Source organism: Massilia consociata, assembly GCF_042432755.1.
GTDB lineage: Bacteria > Pseudomonadota > Gammaproteobacteria > Burkholderiales > Burkholderiaceae_D > Telluria > Telluria consociata.
The window spans coordinates 214291-232764 of record NZ_JBHLWP010000011.1; the positions used below are offsets into that span (position 1 = coordinate 214291).

An 18474-nucleotide genomic window follows, 5' to 3' on the forward strand; every position below is an offset into this window, starting at 1 on the left:
CCATTGCAATCCACCATCAAGGAGACAACCATGAACAAGACCTCCCGCCGGGCAGCCGTACTGCGCGGACTCGCCCTGTCCACCGCCCTGGCCGCAGCCTTCGCCTGCGTCGCCGTCCCCGCCGTGGCCGGCAGCTGGTCCTGGGGCGGCGAACAGGTGCAGGGCAGCGGCAACATCAAGCGCGAGGTGCGCCAGGTATCGCACTTCAGCGGCCTGGCCTTCGAGGTGCCGGGCAAGCTGGAACTACGCCAGGGCGATGCCGAAGGCCTCACCATCGAGGCCGACGACAACGTGCTGGCGCTGGTGGAGACCGTGGTGGAAAACGGCACCCTGAAGATCCGCCCGTCCAAGCGCAACACGAACCTGCGCACCAGGAACCTGAAGGTCGTGGTACAGGCGCGCCAGATCGAGCGCCTGGCGCTGGGCGGCTCGGGCACGGTGGAGGCGGACCGGCTGCGCGCGCCGAAGCTGAACATCGACCTGGGCGGCTCGGGCCGGATCGACGTGCGCGACCTGGACACCGAATCGGTGGCGGTGAGCGTGGGCGGCAGCGGCGCCTTCAAGGCCGGCGGGGGCACGGCGCGCAAGCTGTCGGTGTCGATCGGCGGCTCCGGCAGCGTGGACATGGGCCGGGTCCAGTCCGACAGCGCCAGCATCAGCGTGGCCGGTTCCGGCGAGGCGACGGTGTGGGCACGCAACGAGCTGAGCATGACCATCGCCGGCTCGGGCGACGTCAATTATTACGGCGACCCGCGTGTGAGCAAGTCGATCGTCGGCTCGGGCGATGTGCGCCGGATTGCAGCCGCACCACGCTGAGCGACGGTTTGCGTAGGATCGGCGGCGCCGGTACTGCCCGCCGATCCAACTCCCGGGGGGGAGCCGCCCCGCCCTACGAGCCAGTACGCAATAGTCGAATCAGTGGCCCGTGTGCGCGCTGTAGGTCAGCGGCCGCACCGGCGCGCTCACCTTCACGTCCTGCCGCTTGCCCGCGGCATCCTGCACCGTCAGGGTCAGGTCGACGCTCTCCCCGTCCTTCACCTGGCGCTTCAGGTCGAACAGCATCACGTGGTAGCCGCCGCTGACGAGGTTGACCGGCTTCCCGGCCGGCAGCTCGATCGTTTCCACCCGGCGCATGCGCATCGTCTGGCCATCCAACGCCATCTCGTGCAGCTCGGCGCGGCCGGCGACGTCCGCCTGCACGCCGACCAGGCGCGCAGGCGCCGCCGACTGCACGCGCATGAAGGCGCCGGTGGCCTTCTGCGCCGGGACGGTGGCCCGCACCCAGGGTTCGGAAACGGTGACTTGCGCGAGGGCGGAAGCGCTGAGCAGGCCGCCGGCAAGCAGGGCGAGGAGAGGACGTTTCATGGCACGCACGGTGTAAAAGGATAACCGGGAGATTATAGCCTCATGCCGCGCCGCGCAGGTATTCGCGCTCGACCAGCACGGTATCGACGCCGTCGGTAAGCCACACCTGCCCGTCCTGGATGGTGCACTGGAGCTGCATCGAGCGCTTGGCCATCCGTTCCAGCTGGGCGCTGGTCTCGTGCGGGATGTTGACGACGCTGACGTGCTTCGCCCGGTCGATCTTGCCTGCGATGCCCTTGAACCAGATGTCGCTGGTCGCGCTGTAGCTGTAGACCACCACCTTCTCCGCGCGGCCGGCCGCCTTCAGCAGGCGCTTGTCGTCGGGTTGGCCGACTTCGATCCACAGGTCGATCGCGCCGGTGAGATCCTTCTGCCACATGGCCGGTTCGTCGACGTCGAACAGGTCCTTGGTGAAGGCGAGCGCCGGATCGGCATGCAGCGCGAACGCCAGCACCCGGATCATCACGCGCTCGTCGGTTTCGGACGGATGGCGCGCGATCGTGAGGCTGTGCTCCTGGTAGTAGTTGCGGTCCATGTCCGCGATCGACAGGTCGGCCTTGTAGATGGTTGCTTTGAGAGCCATGAATAAGTGATTGTGGAGAGGCGAAACCCGCAATTGTCGCATGCGCCGCCCCTCGGCGGGGCAAAAACGGTATAGTGCCGTTGCCAAAACATTCAGGAGACCGTGATGACCAATGCATTCCCGCCAAACCAGCAGTTCCGCCTTGCCGCCCGCCCGGTCGGCCTGCCGCGCCGCGAAGACTGGCTGTTCCACGAAGAAGCCGTGGCCGAGCCGGCGGAGGGCGGCATCGTCGTGAAAGTGCTGTACCTGTCGCTCGACCCGGCCATGCGCGGCTGGATGAACGAAGGGAAGTCGTATATCCGCCCGGTGGCGATCGGCGAAGTCATGCGCGCCGGCGGCCTGGGAATCGTGATCGCCTCGAAGTCGCCGCGCTTCAAGGTGGGCGACTACGTGGCAGGCGGCACCGGCGTGCAGCGCTACTGGGCCGGCAGCGCCGACGACAAGGCGGCCGCGTTCACGAAGATCGATCCCTCGCTGGCGCCGCCCACCGCCTGGCTGAACACGCTCGGCATGCCCGGCATGACGGCCTTCTTCGGCCTGCGCGAGGTGGGGCAGCCCAAGCCCGGCGAGACGGTGGTGGTCTCGGGCGCGGCCGGCGCGGTCGGCATGACGGTCGGCCAGGTGGCCAGGCAGATGGGCTGCCGCGTCGTGGGCATCGCCGGCGGCGAGGACAAGTGCCGCTTCGTGGTCGGGCAGCTCGGCTTCGACGCCTGCATCGACTACAAGGCAGGCCCCGTGCATGCGGCCCTGAAGGAGCACTGCCCGCAGGGCGTCGACGTCTACTTCGACAATGTCGGCGGCGAGATCCTCGACGCTGTCCTCACCCGCATCAACATGAAGGCGCGCATCGTCATCTGCGGCGCGATCTCGCAGTACAACACGACCAGCCAGGTGAAGGGACCGGCCAACTACCTGTCGCTGCTGGTGAACCGCGCGCGCATGGAAGGCATGGTCGTGTTCGACTACGCGCCGCGCTACCCGGAAGGCGTGGCGATGCTGGCCGGGTGGATGCGGGAAGGCAGCGTCAAGAGCGTCGAACACGTCACCGAAGGCTTCGAGCGCTTCCCCGAGGCGCTCCTGATGCTGTTCGAAGGCAGGAACCTGGGCAAACTGGTGCTGAAGGTGGCGGACGCCTGAACGCCTGCGCTTGATCCACGCCACAGGCACCTTCTATATAGTGAACTTGTTCCCTCGCGGCGCGTCTATGTCTCTCTGGCGCGCATGCGCCCCACGCCTGCGAGGAGAACATGGTCCCATTTCCAAACCTGCCAGCCAGCCTGGCGGACAACACTGCCCTGCGGTCCCAGCTCGAAGCCCAGGTCGGACTGCTGGGTGAACTGTCGCTGCGCACCTGCGACGCCATGCAGCGCCTGAGCGAACTGCACATGCAGCTCGCGCGCCAGCTGGTCGAAGACGCGATCGCCACCGGACGCCAGGTGCTGGCCTGCGAAGACCCGCTCCAGATGACCACGACCGCGATGCGCCAGCTGCAGCCGTCGGGCGAGCACCTGCGCCACTACCAGCAAGGCCTGTTCGGGGTGCTCGCCGGGGTGCAGACCGACCTGCAGGGGGCCCTGCCCCCCGCCATGGCCGAGGCGGAGCGCGCCGCCACCCATGCCGCCCAGTACGCACGAGGGTAGCGCCGTGCATCCGTCGCGCACACCCGAGCCGCCCGAGCCCCCGGGCGGCATCCTCGCCCAGCTGCGTGCGGACCATGCACGCATCCACGCGATGTTCCACGCGTTCGCCATGCTCGACGACGAGGACGACGCCGGCCGCGAGGCCCTGGTCGACGACCTGTGCGACGAGCTGGCCCTGCACGCCATGCTCGAGGAAGAACTGTTCTACCCGGCCCTGCGCGGGGTGGTCGAGGACAGCCTCCTCGACGACGCCGCGCTGGAGCACGACAGCGCGCACGAGCTCATTGTCCAGCTCGAGACCCTCTTCCCCGGCGACGACTTCTTCAACGCCACCGTCGCGGTGCTGGCCGAGGAAGTGGCGCACCACCTCGCACGGGAAGAGAACCTGCTGTTCCCGGCACTGGCGCGCACCGGCGCCGACCAGGTGGCGCTCGGCCTGCGCCTGCGCGAGCGGCGCGCGCAACTGGTAGCGGACCTGGCCTCGCCGCCACCGGTCATCGACGGCGCCGAGCCGCGCGGACTGCTGCGCGGGCAACCCGGCGGCCCGCGCGAACGGCGCTCGCGTCCGCGCTGAACAGCGCACGCGCCGATACGGCAGGACATCGGTGCGTCGCGGGGGAGTAGCGCACGCGGCGGAACTAACGCCATCCCCTTCCCTCTAAACGCACGAGCGCGGCATACCGCGCTCGCAGGTTCCCACTTCCCCAATACCACCAGGGCACACTAGGAGAACGACATGGCGACAAGCAAAGACAGTGGCAAAGGCGCGGGCAGCGCCCAGAAGAGCGGTGCAGGCAGCGGCACCCCGGCCAAGCGCGGCTTCGCAGCAATGGACCAGAACCAGCAGCGTGAAATCGCCAGCAAGGGCGGACAGGCTGCGCACCAGAAAGGCACTGCCCACGAGTTCGATTCCGAAGAGGCGCGCCGCGCCGGCCAGAAAGGCGGCGAGGCGGTCAGCCGCAACCGCGCCCACATGGCCGACATCGGCCGCAAGGGCGGCGAAAGCCGGCAGTCCGCACAGCGCGCCGCGGCAGCGGCCAAGAATGCGGGTAGCCGCCAGGGAGACAAGGAGGCGTGACAACCCTCGGGGCCCGCCAGGCTTCGGGCTGACGGGCAAGCCGGCCAGCCGACCGACCAACCCACGGCGCCAGCCGGCGCCGTATCCCACAGGGCCGCGATGCGATGTGCGGCGTGCAGCGCGCTGTGCTACATTGCAGCCCCTATGGCCAAACTTCCGCATCGACCTTCGCATCACCTTCCGCAGCGCCATCCCGACCAGCTCCCTTACCTCAGCGCCTATCCGGATACGCTGCGCACCCAGGTCGCCAGCTTGATCGAGGCCGGCAAGCTGGGCGAGGTGCTCGTGCAGCGCTATCCCGACGCGCACGGCATCCGCACCGACAAGGCCCTCTACGCCTACGTGCAGGACCTGAAGGCCGACTGCCTGCGCCAGGCGGACCCGGTGTCCAAGGTCGCCTACGACAGTAAGATCCACGTGGTGCGGCACGCGCTCGGGCTGCATACGGCGATCTCGCGCGTGCAGGGCAATCGCCTCAAGGCCAAGCACGAGATCCGTATCGCCAGCGTGTTTCGCGACACCCCCCTTCCCTTCCTGCGGATGATCGCGGTACATGAACTGGCGCACCTGAAGGAGAAGGAACACGACAAGGCCTTCTACAAGCTGTGCTGCTGGATGGAGCCGCATTATCATCAGCTCGAATTCGACCTGCGGCTCTACCTGACCTGGCTGGACCTGGGCGGAAAACGGCTGTGGGCAGGCCCGGAAGAGTTCGTTGCCGTCTAACAACAAACCTTGTCACATTGCTTCGTTGCCACAAGTAAATTTCTCGACTTTCATTGTGCCGTTCGGTAAAGTCAGAGCCCTCATGCACTCCGCATGCATATCCGCTCAATGCTCATTGGCCTCGCGCCGCGATTCGACACGATGACGTACCAGATCTCCCCCCTTGGCACCTGGCTGGCTGCCGTCCTGCGCAGCAGCGTTCTCGCCTGCGGCATTGCGGCGGCGTCAGGGGCATATGCCGCCACCGATCCCTTCTCCTGGAAATTCTCCGGTTTCGGCACCCTCGGGGCCGTGCATGCCAGCACCCGTAGCGCCGACTTCACCTCGACCGTCCTGCGCGCCAACGGCGCCGGCGCCACCGAGCGCTGGAGCCCGGACGTCGACAGTCGCCTGGGCGCCCAGCTCGACGTGTCGCGAGGCCCATGGTCGACCGTGCTGCAGGTGGTCAGCGAGCAGGACCTCGAAGGCAGCTACCGCCCGAACGTGGAGTGGGCCAATGTCAAATACCAGGTGACGCCGGACCTGGCCGTGCGGCTGGGACGCATTGCCCTGCCCGTGTTCCTGGCCGCCGACTATCGCAAGATCGGCTATGTCCTGCCGTGGGTGCGCACGCCGGTCGAAGTCTACGGATCGCTGCCGCTGTCGAGCAGCGACGGCGTCGACGCTACCTGGCGCTGGAGCGCGGGTTCGCTGCGCAATGCCACCCAGGTCTTCTACGGCCGCACCGACACCCGGCTGTACGAGGAGCGCCGCCTGAAGGCGCGCGGCATCGCAGGCCTGTCGCACAGCATCGAGCAGGGTGCCCTGAGCGCCCGCATGTCGGCCCTCACCGGCGTCGTGAGCATGGACATCGGCAATGAGCTCTTCACTGCCATGCGCGCCTTCGGCCCGCAGGGCGTCGCACTGGCCGAGCATTACGCCATCGAGAGCAAGCGCGTGGTCATGCTCACCGGCGGCTTCACCTACGACCCGGGCCAGTGGTTCGTGAGCGCGGAGATCGGGCGCGCGCGTACCCGTTCGTTGCTCGGCAGGACAACCTCCATGTATGCCGGTGGCGGTTACCGCTTCGGTGACCTGACGCCTTATCTCGGCTACGCCAAGGTGCGCGCCGACAGCGCCACCACCGACCAGGGCCTGAACCTGGCCGGCCTCCCGCCACGCATGGGGGCGATCGGCGCCATGCTCAACGCGGGCCTGAACGTGTACCTGTCGGCCACGCCGATCCAGTCCAGCGTCAGCACCGGCGTGCGCTGGGACGTGATGGACAACGTCGCGCTCAAGGCCCAGTACGACCGTTTGCGCCCGACCGACGGCTCGCGAGGCACCCTGATCAACCAACGAGCAGACTTCCGATCGGGCCAGACGGTCCATGTGGCGAGTTTTGCGCTCGACTTCGTCTTCTAAGGGGGGAGCATGGCATTTCGCATCCATACCCTCGTCGCGGCCGCTGCGCTGTCCTGCGCCCTGTCCGCCAGCGCATCGGCCGAGCTGGTCGTCATCGTCTCGGCGCGCAGCCCGGCGCCGGCGCTGTCGGGCGACCAGGTCGCTTCCATCTTCCTCGGCCAGGCCGGCCGCCTGCCGGATGGCGTGGAAGTCATGCCGGTCGACCAGCGCATCGGCTCGCATGAGCGCAACCAGTTCTACCAGCAGGTCACCGGCAAGACCCCGGCTCTCCTGAAGGCCCACTGGTCGAAAATGGTGTTTACGGGCCGCGGCCAGCCGCCGCGTGAAGTCCCCGACAGCGCCACCGTGCGCCGCATGGTGGCCGACAACCCGTCGATGATCGGCTATATCGACCGCTCCGCCCTGGACGAAAGCGTGCGTCCGGTGCTCGTCCTGCGTTGACCTGATGGACACGCTGGTCGAGCAAGGATCGCCACGCCCGGCGCGCAAGCAGCCACGCCGCTCGCCGCTGGCGCGCTGGCTCGGCCGCGCGCTGGACACCCACATCTCGCTGCCGTTGTTCGCGCTGCTGCTGGTAGCGGGCCTGTGGATCGCCACCTTCCACATGATCGATGCGGACGAGCGTTCCGCACGCAAATCGGCGCACGACGCCACCCGCGAGCTGCTCGACACCTACGAAGCCCAGATGGCGCGCAGCCTGAGCGGCATCGACCAAACCCTGCGCATGCTGAAGTACGCGGTCGAAGTGCACGGTCCCAACGAAGCCCTGCCGGCGCTCGCCGCAAAGGGCCTGATGCCGCCCGGCCTGGTGTTCCAGGTGGCGATCACCGACGACACGGGTCGCGTCGTCGCCAGCAATCCGGGTAGCGGCACCGGGAACGTGGTGCGCGCGGCCTGGTTCGCCTTCCACCGCGACCGCGACGGCGACACGCCGTTCGTCAGCACGACCTATGGCGGGGACGAGCCGCACGTCGTTTTCTCGCGCCGCATCAACGACGCCGACGGCCGCTTCGCCGGCGTGACCACCGTGGCCGTGGACCCGGCCTACTTCACCAGCTCCTATGAGCAGTCGCGCCAGGGCAAGCACGGCCTGCTGGGCGTAGCGGGGATGGACACACTGGTACGCGCCGCGCGCGTGGGCGAGCATGTTTCCTGGGGGCAGCGCGTCGCCATCGACCGCCACGACGTCATCACGCTCGCCACCCATCTCGACGGCGAGTTGCGCTACACCAGCGCCCGCCCGCTCAACGGTTTCCCGCTGGTAGCGCTGGTCGGGCTATCGGAGCCGGAACAGATGGCCGACTACCGCCAGCAGCGCCGCAACTGGCTGCTGGGCGCCAGCGTTGGCACCGCCCTGCTGGTCATGGTCGTCACCCTGGTGAGCGCCTGGTCGTGGCAACTGGCCAAGGCACGCCGCCGCGAACGGCTGGCGCAGGAAACCTATGCCGCCGCGTCCGAGGCCAGCCTCGACGCCTTCTTCGTCTTGCGCACCGTGCCCGGCCCGGACGGCGGCGTGAGCGACTTCGTCATCGAGACCATCAACACCCGCGCCGAGCAACTCACCGGCCTGCCCAAGGCCCGCATGGAGGGCAAGCCCATGTCGGTGATGCTGCCGACCTACCTCGGCACCGGCATCTTCGACGACCTGTCGGCGGTCGCCACCGACGGCAAGGCGCGCGAGGCCGAGTGGCTGGCCCACCTGCCACCCGGTCCGGACCGCTGGCTGCACCGCCAGGTGGTGCCGGTCGAGGGCGGCGTGGTGGCGATCGTGCGCGACATCACCGAGCGCAAGCTCACCGAACAGCGCATCCGCCACCTGGCGCACCACGACGACCTGACCGGCCTGCCGAACCGCAGCCTGTTGCGCGACCGCCTCGGCCAGGCGATACGCGATGCCGAGCGCAAGGGCGGCAGCGTGGGCCTGGCTTTCATCGACCTGGACGGCTTCAAGCTGGTCAACGACGGCCTCGGCCACAACGCCGGCGACGAGCTGTTGAAGGTCGTGGGCGAGCGCATGGGCCGCTGCCTGCGCCGCAACGACACGCTGGCACGCTTCGGCGGCGACGAATTCGTGATCCTGCTGCCCGACCTGACGGGCGATCCGATGGCGATCACCCCGCTGCTGGAGAAGGTGCGCACCGCCGTCACCGAGCCGGTCGAGGTCGAAGGACAGGAGGTGCAGGTCAGCTGCAGCATGGGCGTGGTGCTGTACCCGCGCGACGGCGAGGACGCCAACACCCTCATGATGAACGCCGACGCGGCAATGTACCGCGCCAAGGAAAACAAGAACAGTTTCCAGTTCTACGCCAGCGAGATGAACGCCAGCGTCGAGGAGAAACTGGTGCTGCTCGAAGGCCTGCGCAGCGCCCTCGACGCCTGCCTCGAACCCGGCTGCCGGGGCGGGGACTGCCAGTTCAGCCTGCTGTACCAGCCGAAGGTCGACCTGCGCACCGGCCGCCTGTTCGGCGTCGAGGCGCTGATCCGCTGGAACCATCCGGAACACGGCATGATCTCGCCGCTGCGCTTCATCGGCCTGGCCGAAGAGAGCGGCCTGATCGTGCCGATCGGCGAATGGGTGGTGCGCACCGCCTGCGCCCAGGCCCAGGCCTGGCGCGCTGCCGGCCTGCCGCCCCTGACCGTATCGGTCAACGTCTCGGCCCGCCAGTTCGAGGAAAAGCGCCTGGTCGAACGCATCGCCGATGCCCTGCGCGACACCGGCCTGCCGCCGGAAGCGCTGGAAGTCGAAGTCACCGAAAGCTCGATCATGCGCGACCTGGCGCGCTCGGTGGACAAGATGCGCGAGCTGGAAGCCATGGGCGTGTCGCTGTCGATCGACGATTTCGGCACCGGCTATTCGAGCCTGTCCGCCCTCAAGTCCTTCCCGATCAGCCGCCTGAAGATCGACAAGAGTTTTGTCAGCGACCTGGCCCACAGCGCGGACGACCAGGCCATCGCGATGGCCGTGATCTCGCTCGGCCACAAGCTGAATCTGCGCGTGATCGCCGAGGGCGTCGAGACCGAACAGCAGCGCGACTTCCTGCGCGCCAACGACTGCGACGAGATGCAGGGCTACCTGTTCAGCCGTCCGGTGCCGGCCGCGCGGATCGCGGAGATGCTGGCCACCACGCTTGCCTCGGAGCCGGCATGAGCCCCCTGCGCCGGCTCGCAGTGCTGCTCTACAGCGCCGATCCCGGCCTGGGCCGGATGCTCCAGTACTGGGCCGCCACCTGCGTGCTGTACGTCGTCTGCATCGTCCAGATGCTGGTGCAGGTCGAGCAGGGGATTAGCGACGGCCAGGCGGCGACCGCCGTGATCGCCTTCGCCGCCGTCGGCGCGCTGTCGTTCTACCTCATGATCCGCTTCGGCGCACGTATCGGCCTCAAGCCTGACCAGCTGGCGGTATCGCAGGCGGTGTTCTCGCTGGTATGCGGCGGCTGGGCCTATGCGATATCCGGGCCGCTGCGCGCCGCCGTCCTGCTCATGACCGTGGTGATCATCGTCTTCTGCATGTTCGCCGCGCGCCCGCGCCAGACGCTGATGCTGTCGGTGGGCACGATCGCTGGCATGGGCGCGACGATGTGGTGGCTGCAGGCGCACGACCCGGCAGGTTTCCCCCCAATGACCGAGCTGCTGACCTTCGGCTACCTGGCCGGCGCCCTGCTCGCCACCGCGGTGCTGAGCGGCGAGATGCACAAGCTGCGTTCGCGCCTGAAGCGCCAGCGCCGCGAGCTGACCGAGGCGTTGGAGACCATCCGCGTGCTGGCCACGGTGGACGAACTGACCTCCCTGGTCAACCGCCGCCGCATGCATGAGGTGCTCGAAGAACAGGAGCGGCGCCAGCCTTCCGGCGGCCAGCATGGAAAAGGCTGCTGCGTCGCCCTGCTCGACATCGACTTCTTCAAGCAGGTCAACGACCGTTACGGCCACGCGACCGGCGACGCCGTGCTGCGCTGCTTCTCGCAGGCCGCGCGCGCCTCGCTGCGCGCCGAGGATGTGCTGGCGCGCTGGGGCGGGGAGGAATTCCTGCTGCTGCTGCCGGACGCCAGCCCGGAAGATGCGCGCACGGTGCTCGAGCGGATGGCCGAACGCGTGCACACGATGCCGGTGCCGGGCCTGGACGACCGGTGCATCAGCTTCTCGGCCGGACTGGCCACGCGCCACGCCGGCGAACCCTTCGCCGAGGCCATCGGCCGCGCCGACAAGGCGCTGTACCGGGCCAAGGAGGCGGGGCGCGACCGGATCGTGCTGGCCTAGCGGCCGTCAGCCCTGGGCGGCCCGCAGGCGCCGGATCAGCGCGCCGGGATCGGCATCGACCTGCATCAGTCCGAGATGTTCTTGCCGCACGAAGCCTTCCTGACACTGGTGGCGAACGAAGGCGACCAGGCCGTCCCAGAAGCCGTTCGGGTTGTACAGGCCGATCGGCTTGGCGTGGATGCCGAGCTGGGCCCAGGTCACCATTTCGAACAATTCTTCCAATGTGCCCATCCCGCCGGGCATGGCGATGAAGCCTTCCGACAGCTCGGCCATCATGGCCTTGCGCTCGTGCATGTCCTTCACCACGAACAGGCGGGTCAGGCCGGCATGGCCGACTTCGCGCTCCATCAGCGCCTTGGGGATCACGCCGGTGGCCTCGCCGCCCAGGCGCAGCACCTCGTCGGCGATCACCCCCATCAGGCCGACCTTGCCCCCGCCGTAGACCAGGCCGATGTTGTGTTCGACCAGGGCGGCGGCGAGCAGGCGCGCGGCGTCGGTATAAAGAGGGTTGGCGCCGTGCGAGGCGCCGCAGTAGACGGCCAGGGTTTTCATGGAGCGTGAAAGAATCGTTACAGGAATTCGGCGCCGGGGCGGGCCTCGGCGGACAGCTTCTTGAGGTATTCCTCGGACAGCTTCTCGAACAGCAGGTGGGTGTCGCCGCGCAGGTAGGGGCCGACCATCGACAGCACCTGGTAGCAGCCGCGCGCGAGGGCATCGGCGATCGCCTGCTGCTCGCTGTACTTGCGCGGGTTGCGCACGTACTCGTACGACAGCCAGTAGGTCGCCACCACCACCATGTTGGTGGCCATCGCGCCGATCTGCTGGTCGGATGCCTCGAGCGAGCCTTCGCTGCGCAGATCTTCGCACAGCTGGCGCGCGACCTTGATCTTGTGGGCCAGGATGGCCTTGAAGTGCAGTTCGAGCTTGCGGTTGCGCGACAACAAGTCGTTCAGGTCGCGGTAGAAGAAGCGGTAGCGCCAGATCAGTTCGAACATCAGGTGCAGGTAGAGCCAGACGTCCTCCATGTTCGAGCGGCGCCCGGCCGGCACGGTGAGGATGCGCTCGATCTCCGCCTCGAACTGGTTGAAGATCGAATTGACGATGTCGTCCTTGTTCCGGAAGTGATAGTACAGGTTGCCGGGCGAGATGTTCATCTCCTCGGCAATGACCGTCGTCGTGATGTTCGGCTCGCCGAACTCGTTGAACAGCCTGAGCGAGAGCTCGAGGATGCGTTCGCGGGTCCGGCGCGGAGCTTTTTGTTGCATGAAGGGCGAAGTTGATGCGCAGTTTGTGCGCAGTTTGTGGTCCAAGCCGCGAGAATAACACCAAATGGTGTCATTGCAACAGGATCACGGCCTGCCGTTCAGCCGCCTTCGCCATCTTTCTGAACGCTCGTTCCTTTTACGCTACGGCGGGTGCGCGGTGTCGCCTGCGCCGGGGCGACTCGCGCGGCCAGTTCGGCCAGCATCCTTTCGAGCTCGTCGACGCGGCGGCGCAGCGCCTCGACTTCGCTGGCCGCGGGCACGCCGATGGTCGCCAGCGCACGCGCCACGCGCTCCTCGAACACCTGTTCCAGCTTGCCCCAGGAGCCGCCGGCGCGCCGGGTCGAACGCTCGGCGGCGCGCGCCACGGTGTCGGTGGCTTCCTCGACTTCGCGGGAGCGCTTCTGCAAGGCGCTGCCGTCGCGCACGAGGCGCGTGAACGAGCGCCCGCCCTCCTCCTGCGCCTTGGCGAAGGCGCCGAGGCCGGCCTGCCAGATCTGCTGTGCCGATGCGCGCACGGCGCGGGCGAGCGCCTCGTCGTCGTCCGGCGCGGGGAGTTTCTTGCTCATGGTTCTTCCTGCTCGATACGGGTGCAGTCCATTGTAGGCACGCACGATAGAACGGAGATTCTAAAGCAGGCCTCAAGCCGCCGCACGGCTGCGTTGCAAGGCCGTGGCCTCGCGCATGCGCTCGCGCAGGCTCGCCGCGCTCACCGGCTTGGCGTAATGCGCATCGGCCACGCCCGCGCGCAGCGCGGCCTCGATCTCGGCCAGGTCCTGCTGGCCGGTCAGCATCAGGCGTACCGTGTGCGGGTGGCGCTGTGCGGCCTGCGCCAGCACCTCGGTGCCGCTCAGGCCCGGCATCGACTGGTCGCACAGGATCACCGCGACCGGCTCGCGTTCGAGCAGCGCCAGCGCCTGCTCGCCGGAGCCGGCGCTGAGCACGCGGTAGGGTTCGCCCTCGAGCATGTCGCCCAGCACCGCGAGCATGAAGGGATCGTCGTCGACCAGCAGGATGGTCGCCTGTCCACCCGGGACGGACATGGGGGCGCCGGGAGCGGCCGGCGCCAGGAAGGCCTCCAGTTCGGCGACGAAGCTGTCGGGCTCGATCGGCTTGCTGATGTAGCCGTCGAAGCCCGCGCGCAGCACCTTCTCGCGGTCGCCCGCCATCGCCAGCGCGGTCACGGCGAGCACCGGCACCGCGGCAAGCGCCGGTTCGGCCCTCATGCGGGCCAGCACGTCGAACCCGCTCATGCCCGGCAGGTGCACGTCGCAGGCGACGAGGTCGGGCCGCTCGGCGCGGGCGGCGGCCACGCCCTGTTCGCCGTCAGGCGCGGTCAACGCCGTGTGCCCGTACGCCGTGAGCAGGAACGCCATGAGTTCGGCGTTCGCGGGATTGTCTTCGATGATCAGGATGCGGGCCACTGCGGCGCTCCGGTTGCGGCGTTGTGGTCACTTTACCATGTTGTCCGCTGTATTTACAGGACCCTGCTCGCCGCGGCGTGCGCTGTCGATCTCCCGCATCACGGCGGCCAGCACGCGCCGGTTGCGGCCCAGCGCCACATGGCCCACCCCGCCGAAGGCGATATTGCGCGCGCCCGGCAGCACGCTCGAAGTCTGCGGCGAGATGATGTTGTCGTGGTGGGTGTAGATCGAGGTGACCAGGGCCCGCGCGGCCGCATCCTCGCTGGCCGCGAGGGCGCGCAGCCAGTCGCATTCGGGCAGCTCCGCCTGGCCGCGTCCTTTCAGGCGGCGCATCTGGGCGGCGTTCAGTCCGATCCCGAAGGCCGCCAGGCAGGTGCCGTGGTGCGGCGTGCCGAGCGTGATCACGCGTGCCGCGCGCGGCGCTTTTCCCTGCTGCCTGCAGGCGCGCATCCAGGCCCGCGCCACCAGCCCGCCCATGCTGTGCGCGACGATGACCACCTTCTCGGATCCGCTCGCCGCGCACAGTTCGTCCACCGCGCGCTCGACCAGCGGGGCATAGGCGTCGATGTCGGCGGTCAGCGGTTCGAGGTCCACCGCCGCGTGGCTGATGCGCGCCGCGTCGAGCAGCGGCATCAGGTGCGACCAGTAGCCGCTGTTGCAGCCGTAGCCGTGCAGCAGCAGCACCGGCGGCACATCCGCCCCGGGATGGAGGCGGCGGCAGGCGCGCGCGCGCGGCATCGTCCACGAGGACTGCAGCATGCTTGCCGCGAACTCCTCGGCGAACAGGCGCAGGCACGCGCCCGGGCCGAGCCGGTATTCCGGCGGCGTCGGGCTGGCGAAACGCGCGCTCATGAAGAAGTTGTTGGCGTTGATGAGCATGCGCACCAGCACCACGCTGCCCAGCGCCAGCGCCGCCGCCTCCCAGCGGCCGGCGCCGAAGATCTCGATGGCCGCCACGCCGATGCCGAGCGCGGCCAACGCCTGCACGACGAGGATCAGCCGGAGCAGCTGGCGCGCGCTCATGCCGGGGTAAGGGGCGCCTCAGGGCACCCGGTCAAGGCCGCGAACAGCGAGCCGCCGTACACCGGCAAGTCCGGCAGGCCGTGGTGGTGGCCGCGGCCGTCGCCTGCTGTCAGGAAGATCCTTCGTAATGTCCCCATGTGCTGCCCTTCGTTTTTCCTAGTGTACGTCAACGGGAAACCGCCCGGGGCGGGCAACGAAAGAGGTGAGTCCCGGCGGCGTTCGGGGCGGTCCTGCAAAGGATATTTGCATTCCGGGCCCTGCAGGCAAATATTCCATGCACGCCTATTTCTTCGGCGCGTGCTGGATGATCTCGCGCGCGATGCCGCGCAGGATGTTGACCTCTTCGGTCTCGAGTTGCGTACGGGCGAACAGGCGCTTCAGGCGCGGCATCAGCTTCTTCGGATTGTTCGCGTTCAGGAAGCCGATCGCCACCAGCGCTTCTTCCAGGTGCGCATACATGCCCTCGATCTGCGCCATGCTGGCGGCGTCGCCCTGGAAGCCCACGCCGCGGCCCTCGATGGCGTCCCCCGGCTTGTTGTCCAACTCCGCGAGGCGGCATTCGTAGGCCAGCACCTGGGCCGCCTGCGACAGGTTCAGCGACGAGTAATCGGGATTGGCGGGGATGTTGATCAGCACGTTGCAGCCTTCGACAATCTCGTTCGGCAGGCCGACGCGCTCGTTGCCGAGGACCAGGGCCGGCCGCAGCTCGCCCTGCCCCGCCACGTGCGCGGAGAACGCGCGCGGCGTCCACACCGGCGGCGAGAATTCGCGCAGGCGCGCCGATACGGCGGCCGCGAAATTGCAGCCCTCCAGCGCTTCGCCGATGGTGGAAACGATGCGCGCCCCCTGCAGCACGTCGCCCGCGCCGCTGGCGAAAGCCACCGCTTCCGGGTCGTTCAGCGGATCGGTACAGCGCGGGGCCACCAGCACCAGGTCGCCGAACCCCATCGTCTTCATGGCGCGTGCCACCGAGCCGACATTGCCGGCGCGGCTGGTCTCGACCAGCACGAAACGGAGCCGTTTGAAAAGAGAAGTGTTGATTTCGGTCGGGTTCATTTAAAATAGCGCTATCGCGCGGTGCGGACGGTTGGGATTTGTGGACAGCAAGTCACGGATTTTAACGGGTTCAGCACCGCTTTGCTCTTTGTCATTCTCTACCAGCTGACCGTTCACCGGCGCCTCGATGCGTGGTGGGCGTTCGCGTTTTTCACGGAAAGCCTTCATGCACCCAATGCTCAACACGGCCGTCAAGGCCGCTCGCCGCGCCGCCACCGTCATCAACCGCGCGTCCTTCGACCTCGATCGCATCACCATCTCGGAAAAAAACCACAACGATTTCGTCACCGACGTCGACCAGGCGGCCGAGCAGGCAATCGTGGAAACGCTGCTGAAGGCCTATCCCGACCACGCCATCCTGGCGGAAGAAACCGGCGCGTCCAGCAACCTGAATGACGAGAGCGAATTCGTGTGGATCATCGACCCGATCGACGGCACCACGAACTTCCTGCACGGCTATCCCAATTACTGCGTCTCGATCGCCCTGCAACAGCGCGGCGTGATCACCAACGCCCTGGTCTATGACCCGGTGCGCAACGACCTGTTCACCGCCACCAAGGGCGCCGGCGCCTACCTCAACGACAAGCGCATCCGCGTGCGCAACCACGACCGCATCGGCAAGGCCCTGCTGTCGGCCGGCCACGGTCCTGACCCGCGCGCGCTGGCCGAATACCTGCGCATGTACGAAGTCGTCGCCTCGCGCTGCCACGGCGTGCGCAGCGGCGGCTCGGCCGCGCTGGAACTGGCGAACGTGGCCGCCGGCCGCATCGACGGCTTCTTCGAAAAGGGCCTGAAAGTGTGGGACATCGCGGCGGGCGCCCTCCTGGTGACCGAAGCGGGCGGCATCGTCGGCGAGTTCAACGGCGAGTCGGAATACCTGCACAAGGGCGACGTGATCGCCGCCGGCCCGAAGGTTTTCGGCGCCATGATCCCGCTGCTGTCGCCTTTCGCGTAAAATACCCCTGTGCTTCCGGAGTGTCCGCAGACACTCCGCGTCACCGGCTGGAAAGTCCCGGTCATAAACTTTCCGTAGAGAAACCTTTCCTCTATAATCCGGCTGTCCTGCTTGCGCCCTGCTGATGCTCTGGCGCAGGGGCAGCGTCCGGGCGGCAGCCTACCAAGCCACCCGCCTCCGCATGACTAACCCGATTTCCTGGACTGGCGCCATGTGGCGACGGGCCGCCCTTTATTGAGAGTTTATGTCTTTTTCCACACTTGGTTTGTCCGACGCGATCGTTCGCGCGGTGACTGAACAGGGTTACACCTCCCCGACGCCGATCCAGGCACAGGCGATTCCCGCCGTGCTGAACGGCGGCGACCTGCTGGCCGGCGCCCAGACCGGCACCGGCAAGACCGCCGGCTTCACGCTGCCGATCCTGCAGCGCCTGGCAAGCGACAAGATCGGCGCGTCGCTGAAAAACAAGACCGCCCCGCGCGCCATCCGCGCCCTGGTGCTGACCCCGACCCGCGAACTCGCGGCCCAGGTCGAAGAAAGCGTGCGCGTGTACGGCAAGTACACCAACCTGAATTCGGCCGTGATCTTTGGCGGCGTCGGCATCAACCCGCAGATCAAGCTGCTCAAGCAGGGCGTCGACATCCTGGTCGCCACCCCGGGCCGCCTGCTCGACCACGCCGGCCAGGGTACCGTCGACCTCTCGAAGATCGAGATCCTGATCCTGGACGAAGCCGACCGCATGCTCGACATGGGCTTTATCCACGACATCAAAAAAGTGCTGGCCCTGCTGCCGCCGAAGCGCCAGAACCTGCTGTTCTCGGCCACCTTCTCGGACGACATCAAGGCGCTGGCCGACCGCCTGCTGAACAACCCGCAGTCGATCGAAGTAGCGCGCCGCAATTCGACCGTGGAAGTGATCGCGCAAAAGATCCACCCGGTGGACCGCGACAAGAAGCACCCGATGCTGGCGCACCTGATCAAGGAAAATGACTGGCACCAGGTGCTGGTGTTCACCCGCACCAAGCACGGCGCCAACAAGCTGGTGGAACAACTGGGCAAGGACGGCATCGGCGCGATGGCGATCCACGGCAACAAGAGCCAGTCGGCGCGCACCAAGGCGCTGTCCGAGTTCAAGGACGGTAGCCTGCAGGTGCTGGTGGCGACCGACATCGCGGCGCGCGGCATCGACATCGACCAGCTGCCGCACGTGGTGAACTACGACCTGCCGAACGTGCCGGAAGACTACGTACACCGGATCGGCCGTACCGGCCGTGCCGGCGCGACCGGCGAAGCCGTGTCGCTGGTGTGCGTGGACGAGCACCAGATGCTGAAGGACATCGAAAAACTGATCAAGCAAACCCTGCCGCGTCACGTGATCCCGGGCTTCGAGCCGGACCTGAATGCCAAGCCGCAGCCGATCCAGCTGCGCAGCGGCGCACCGGGCCACCCGAACCGCGGCCGTCCGGGCGGCGGCCGTGGTGCCCAGGGCCAGCCGCGCAGCGCCGCCGCGGGCGGCGGCAACCGTCCGGCCAATGCCGGCAACGGTGCGCGTCCTGCCAACGGCAACCGCGGCGGCGCGACTGCCGGCCGCGGTCCGCGTCCTGCTTCGGCGCCACGCCAGGGCGGCCGCGACCGCTGAACCTGCGCCACGGGCAGCCCTGCTCCCCTGCCGGCACCTGATGAGGGCCAGCCTCGACTCGTTCG

22 protein-coding genes are annotated in these 18474 nt (G+C 67.9%); 12 read left to right on the forward strand and 10 right to left on the reverse strand.

Annotated elements, in window-relative coordinates; all coding sequences use genetic code 11:
• Positions 1–30: 30 nt before the first annotated feature.
• Positions 31–816 carry a head GIN domain-containing protein gene (locus tag ACFFJK_RS12020; RefSeq protein WP_379679399.1) on the forward strand — a complete coding sequence of 262 codons (786 nt, stop codon included), beginning with the start codon at positions 31–33 and terminating at the stop codon, positions 814–816.
• Between the two features lie 99 nt (positions 817–915).
• On the opposite strand, the gene ACFFJK_RS12025 is transcribed toward ACFFJK_RS12020, so the two are convergent.
• A complete protein-coding gene (locus tag ACFFJK_RS12025; protein ID WP_379679400.1) occupies positions 916–1365 on the reverse strand; it encodes a copper chaperone PCu(A)C in 450 nt (149 codons plus the stop codon).
• A 40-nt stretch (positions 1366–1405) separates the two neighbouring features.
• Positions 1406–1948 carry a YaeQ family protein gene (locus tag ACFFJK_RS12030; protein WP_379679401.1) on the reverse strand — a complete coding sequence of 181 codons (543 nt, stop codon included), beginning with the start codon at positions 1946–1948 and terminating at the stop codon, positions 1406–1408.
• Between the two features lie 105 nt (positions 1949–2053).
• On the opposite strand from ACFFJK_RS12030, the gene ACFFJK_RS12035 reads away from it, so the two are divergent.
• From ACFFJK_RS12035 to ACFFJK_RS12075, 9 genes are all read left to right on the forward strand, one after another.
• Entirely contained in the window at positions 2054–3085 is a 1032-nt protein-coding gene (locus ACFFJK_RS12035) for an NADP-dependent oxidoreductase (protein ID WP_379679402.1), read from the forward strand.
• Between the two features lie 110 nt (positions 3086–3195).
• Positions 3196–3588 (forward strand): phasin family protein, encoded by a 393-nt coding sequence (locus tag ACFFJK_RS12040; RefSeq protein ID WP_379679403.1) that lies wholly within the window; start codon positions 3196–3198, stop codon positions 3586–3588.
• Entirely contained in the window at positions 3563–4162 is a 600-nt protein-coding gene (locus ACFFJK_RS12045; protein WP_379679405.1) for a hemerythrin domain-containing protein, read from the forward strand. Before ACFFJK_RS12040 ends, ACFFJK_RS12045 begins: the two co-directional genes overlap by 26 nt.
• Before the next feature lie 162 nt (positions 4163–4324).
• Positions 4325–4666 (forward strand): KGG domain-containing protein, encoded by a 342-nt coding sequence (locus ACFFJK_RS12050; protein ID WP_379679406.1) that lies wholly within the window; start codon positions 4325–4327, stop codon positions 4664–4666.
• A gap of 144 nt (positions 4667–4810) precedes the next feature.
• A complete protein-coding gene (locus tag ACFFJK_RS12055) occupies positions 4811–5392 on the forward strand; it encodes a YgjP-like metallopeptidase domain-containing protein (RefSeq protein WP_379679407.1) in 582 nt (193 codons plus the stop codon).
• 108 nt (positions 5393–5500) lie between these two features.
• Positions 5501–6796, forward strand: coding sequence for a hypothetical protein (locus ACFFJK_RS12060; RefSeq protein ID WP_379679408.1), 1296 nt, complete (start codon positions 5501–5503; stop codon positions 6794–6796).
• A gap of 9 nt (positions 6797–6805) precedes the next feature.
• Positions 6806–7237: a phosphate ABC transporter substrate-binding protein gene (locus ACFFJK_RS12065; protein WP_379679409.1), complete on the forward strand. Its 432-nt coding sequence runs from the start codon at positions 6806–6808 to the stop codon at positions 7235–7237.
• A 4-nt stretch (positions 7238–7241) separates the two neighbouring features.
• Positions 7242–9944 carry a bifunctional diguanylate cyclase/phosphodiesterase gene (locus ACFFJK_RS12070; protein WP_379679410.1) on the forward strand — a complete coding sequence of 901 codons (2703 nt, stop codon included), beginning with the start codon at positions 7242–7244 and terminating at the stop codon, positions 9942–9944.
• Positions 9941–11050 (forward strand): GGDEF domain-containing protein, encoded by a 1110-nt coding sequence (locus ACFFJK_RS12075; RefSeq protein WP_379679412.1) that lies wholly within the window; start codon positions 9941–9943, stop codon positions 11048–11050. Before ACFFJK_RS12070 ends, ACFFJK_RS12075 begins: the two co-directional genes overlap by 4 nt.
• Before the next feature lie 6 nt (positions 11051–11056).
• Here the strand turns inward: ACFFJK_RS12075 and ACFFJK_RS12080 are convergent, their stop codons facing one another.
• The 8 genes from ACFFJK_RS12080 to ACFFJK_RS12115 form a co-directional block, all read right to left on the reverse strand.
• A complete protein-coding gene (locus ACFFJK_RS12080; RefSeq protein ID WP_379679413.1) occupies positions 11057–11602 on the reverse strand; it encodes an LOG family protein in 546 nt (181 codons plus the stop codon).
• Positions 11603–11619: 17 nt separating this feature from the next.
• Positions 11620–12315, reverse strand: a complete 696-nt coding sequence (locus ACFFJK_RS12085) for a TetR/AcrR family transcriptional regulator (protein ID WP_379679414.1) — start codon at positions 12313–12315, stop codon at positions 11620–11622.
• 98 nt (positions 12316–12413) lie between these two features.
• A complete protein-coding gene (locus tag ACFFJK_RS12090) occupies positions 12414–12881 on the reverse strand; it encodes a phasin family protein (RefSeq protein WP_379679415.1) in 468 nt (155 codons plus the stop codon).
• Between the two features lie 72 nt (positions 12882–12953).
• Entirely contained in the window at positions 12954–13736 is a 783-nt protein-coding gene (locus ACFFJK_RS12095; RefSeq protein WP_379679416.1) for a response regulator, read from the reverse strand.
• Between the two features lie 27 nt (positions 13737–13763).
• Positions 13764–14759 (reverse strand): esterase/lipase family protein, encoded by a 996-nt coding sequence (locus ACFFJK_RS12100; protein WP_379679418.1) that lies wholly within the window; start codon positions 14757–14759, stop codon positions 13764–13766.
• Positions 14756–14896 carry a hypothetical protein gene (locus tag ACFFJK_RS12105; RefSeq protein WP_379679419.1) on the reverse strand — a complete coding sequence of 47 codons (141 nt, stop codon included), beginning with the start codon at positions 14894–14896 and terminating at the stop codon, positions 14756–14758. The genes ACFFJK_RS12100 and ACFFJK_RS12105 overlap by 4 nt, the downstream gene beginning before the upstream one ends.
• A 145-nt stretch (positions 14897–15041) precedes the next feature.
• Positions 15042–15815, reverse strand: coding sequence for an RNA methyltransferase (locus tag ACFFJK_RS12110; RefSeq protein WP_379679420.1), 774 nt, complete (start codon positions 15813–15815; stop codon positions 15042–15044).
• Positions 15816–15983 (reverse strand): hypothetical protein, encoded by a 168-nt coding sequence (locus tag ACFFJK_RS12115; protein ID WP_379679421.1) that lies wholly within the window; start codon positions 15981–15983, stop codon positions 15816–15818.
• 7 nt (positions 15984–15990) lie between these two features.
• Between ACFFJK_RS12115 and ACFFJK_RS12120 the strand changes: the two genes are divergently transcribed.
• Both ACFFJK_RS12120 and ACFFJK_RS12125 read left to right on the forward strand, forming a co-directional pair.
• Positions 15991–16770 carry an inositol monophosphatase family protein gene (locus ACFFJK_RS12120; protein WP_379679670.1) on the forward strand — a complete coding sequence of 260 codons (780 nt, stop codon included), beginning with the start codon at positions 15991–15993 and terminating at the stop codon, positions 16768–16770.
• A gap of 244 nt (positions 16771–17014) precedes the next feature.
• Entirely contained in the window at positions 17015–18409 is a 1395-nt protein-coding gene (locus ACFFJK_RS12125; RefSeq protein WP_379679422.1) for a DEAD/DEAH box helicase, read from the forward strand.
• Positions 18410–18474 lie beyond the last annotated feature (65 nt).